This window comes from Bifidobacterium sp., assembly GCF_050874245.1.
In the GTDB taxonomy this organism is placed as follows: Bacteria; Actinomycetota; Actinomycetes; order Actinomycetales; family Bifidobacteriaceae; genus Bifidobacterium.
This window is the reverse complement of record NZ_JBNMKH010000126.1, coordinates 1-3,425: the sequence shown is the minus strand read 5'-3', so window position 1 is coordinate 3,425 and position 3,425 is coordinate 1. Positions and strand designations below refer to the sequence as shown.

Genomic DNA, 3,425 nt, shown 5'->3' with positions numbered 1-3,425 from the left:
GGTGACGAGGTGATCACCTTCGCCCCGTATTTCCCGGAATACCAGCCGTATGTGAACGGCACCGGCGCGCATCTGACCGTGGTGCCCGCGGACACCGAGAACTTCCAGATCAACTTCGAAGCCTTCGAAAAGGCGCTGAATCCGGGAACCGCGGCGGTACTCATCAACACTCCGAACAATCCGTCCGGCGCGGTCTACTCCGCCGAGACGCTGACCCGTCTGGCCGAGGTGCTCAACGCCAAGCAGGCCGAGTACGGCCACGACATCTTCCTGATTTCCGACGAACCGTACCGCGAGATCGTGTTCGACGGCGGCGAGCAGCCGTATCCGAGCAAGTTCTACGACAACACGCTGTCCTGCTATTCGTATTCGAAGTCCCTGTCGCTGCCGGGCGAGCGCATCGGCTACGTGGCCGTGAATCCGCGTGCCACCGACGCCGAGCTGATCGTGCCGATGTGCGGGCAGATCAGCCGCGGCACCGGCCACAACTGCCCATCTTCCACCGCGCAGCTGGCCGTGGCCAAGGTGGTGGACGAGACGAGTGACCTGTCCGTGTACGAGACCAACATGAACCTGCTGTACGACGCGCTGACCCGTCTGGGCTTCGACGTGGTGCGTCCGGGCGGCACGTTCTACATCTTCCCGAAGGCGTTGGAGGAGAATGCGAACGCGTTCTGCATGAAGGCCAAGGATTACGACCTGATCCTCGTGCCGTCCGACAGCTTCGGCGTGCCCGGCTACTTCCGCATGGCGTACTGCATCGACACCGACAAAGTGAAGCGTTCCATCACGGCGCTCGAGCGTTTCGTGCGCGAGGTCTACGGCCGCTGAGGCAACGTCACAGCTCCCACTGCTTGAGCTCGGCGACGAGCTGGACGTAGAATTCGCGCACGTCGAATCCGGGGATGTTCTCGCGGTTCAGGTCGATCATGTCCGCATGCGAGATGCCCCGCTCGCCCTTCGGCTCAAGCCAGGTGAAGCGGTCGCCCCACGGGAACGACGATTTGGCGACCAGCCCGTCGTTCGGCCCATCGAACCATTTGACCAGCGGATGCGTGAAATTCAAAGGGAACCTGCCACCGGTCGCATGCCTCAGGCATGAACCGACGCTGTGGCATATGATGCCCTCGAACTGCCCGTTGTTCACCGGTTCCGCCAGCGCGGGGCCGGTGCCCGTGCCGTCGTCCACGCCGTCATTCGGAATGTTGGAAGCGTTGGAAGCGTTGGAAACGCTGGGAACGCCGCGAACGGTTGGGGCAACAAGGGAGGGCTCCATGCGCATTTCGGCGTTCAGCCTCGAGCATCCGTCCTGTGTGAGGTCGCGCACCGCGGCCAGGAAATCCGGATGGGGGTCTCCAAGACGCTCCGCGGCGGCATTGTATGCGGCCGCCATCCGATGTCGTGTGATGGGGGAGGCCTTCGACAGCAGATAATCGGCGAATCCACAGCCACGATGCGGCGTATTGATGGTGGTCAGCGACGCGACATAAGGCGTGGCTCCGCAGCGGGCGATCGCGTAGCGCATATCGAGTCCGCCTTTGGAATGCGCTATCACGTTGACTTTGCCGCATCCGGACATTCCTACGATGTTCCGGATGCGATCGGTCAGCTCGCGCGCGCTGTCGCGCACGGAGGCCGCCGATTGGTGGTTGCCGTAGTAGATGGTCGCGCCGTTGCGCCGCAGCTCGTCGGGAATGCGCCCCCAATAATCGAATACGTCCGAATCGCGGAAAAACACGCCATGCACCAGCAGTATCGGATATTTCGTGGCGCAGACCCGCTCGTCCTCGTGGCTGGCGTCAAGCCGTTCCTTCGCCTCCTCCACGACGGTCTCCGCATCCAATATGTGTATGATCTTGAGCAGCATGACCAGGTTCACGATGGGAATCCAACCGCAGATCATTCCCATGGCGCGGGTTTTGACGCCAAGCTGCACGGAACTGACGTACGCGGCGATCATGCCTCGCCAGAACAGCAGGCTCTCCACCAGAAAACAGGAGACGGCCCCACCTATCCACAGCTTCCAATCCGACGGAATCAGACGGAAGGCGAGCACCGTCTGCATGACGATCGAGAACGCCGCCGACCACCAGAACACCTTCAGCGCGGCCGCGGCCCGGTAGCAGATCTTCAGCTTGCTGTCCCGCAGCTTCCTCGGATGCGTCGGGATGCCCGGCATCGCTATCGCGGCCACGCTCGTGACGATCGCGGCCAGGATGACCAGTATCAGATTCGTGCTGCCGAGATGCGCGTTGACCAACGGAGACACGCAGTTCGCGACCGCCGCGATGATGGTCGCATCGATGGCCAACCAAAGTGTTTCCGCCATGGTGTTGTGTTGCATGTTATGTATTTCGTAGGAAATGTTCTTTCACTGTAAAATCACAGCCTGTCATCGACGGTTTGCTGCAAATTATCGACGATGCTGCCCAAGGTTTCGCTGAACGTCTTCTGATCGGCGTACATGGAATCGAACAACGTATCGAGATTCGCGCGGAAATCCTCGGGCAGGATGGCGCAATCGCGCTCGGCGATCCTGTCGAGGCGCTTCTCGCCGGGATGGGTGCGGTGGTTCAGTGCGAACAGCACATCGAAATACGATTCCATGAACGCGGCGATGCGATGGTTGACGGCGATTTTGTCGCCTCGGCTCGCTGCTGTGCGGATCTGTCTGTCATACGACGGCAGATTGCCGGTGAGCAGGCGCATGTTGCGGTTGATGATGTTGCGCCGTAGCGGTTCCGGGAACGGCACATCGAAACGCTGGCGGGCCGCGGCGTACCGGCCGTCGCGGTCGAACAGGATTTTGCTGGTGAGCAGATTGTGCCACATGCATGTCGTGTAGCCGTTGTTGGCGTGGAATCGTTCCACCACGTCGGCGACGTTGTCCGAGAACCGGTCCAGATCGCGGTACAGGATGTCGATTCCGACGCCGTCGTTGAGCGTGCAGTCGTCCTCCGTCTCCCAGAAATCGTTGTCGATTTCCATATGACCGCAGTATTTGTCGAGCAACCGGCGTCGGCGCTCCGCCGGCACGGTTGCGGTGACGTACACATACACGTCGTAGTCGGACTTTCCGTCGTCGTCTCCGGTGGCGCGCGAACCGCCCAATGTGATGGCCTCCACTTCCGGCCATGCGGACATCGCCGTAACTAAATCATCAACTAATGACATCGTTTACCTCTCTCTGCTTCATTGCCTGAGTGATGCCTCATTGCACCACGTTATGCAAACGATTCCATCATAACATACCAATTGGTAACTGTCGATTTTCGGCTGGTTCCCCAATCTTGGTTTCCCTGGCTCCGCGATAGGGCGGTTTAAGTCCACGGGGGGGGGCGATACTAAAAGAGCATGTAGCTTGCTTTGGCTCTTGCGATGAAGAAACCTAGAAGGGAGTAACGCTATGAGGCGTTTCTGGAAGG

Annotated in this window: 3 protein-coding genes; 1 reads left to right on the top strand and 2 read right to left on the bottom strand. The window is 60.1% G+C overall.

All coding sequences use genetic code 11. From position 1 onward, the window contains the following. Positions 1-831, top strand: an 831-nt coding sequence (locus tag ACR0P8_RS09030; protein ID WP_432624748.1) for a pyridoxal phosphate-dependent aminotransferase, incomplete at its 5' end; no start/stop codon positions are given. Positions 832-838: 7 nt separating this feature from the next. Here the strand turns inward: ACR0P8_RS09030 and ACR0P8_RS09025 are convergent. Together ACR0P8_RS09025 and ACR0P8_RS09020 are read right to left on the bottom strand one after the other, a co-directional pair. Beyond that, on the bottom strand, positions 839-2,329 hold the full coding sequence (locus ACR0P8_RS09025; protein WP_432624747.1) for an esterase/lipase family protein: 1,491 nt from the start codon (positions 2,327-2,329) through the stop codon (positions 839-841). 53 nt (positions 2,330-2,382) lie between these two features. Beyond that, complete coding sequence (locus tag ACR0P8_RS09020; protein WP_432624746.1) at positions 2,383-3,174, bottom strand: DUF4037 domain-containing protein; 792 nt, start codon at positions 3,172-3,174, stop codon at positions 2,383-2,385. Positions 3,175-3,425: the final 251 nt, after the last annotated feature.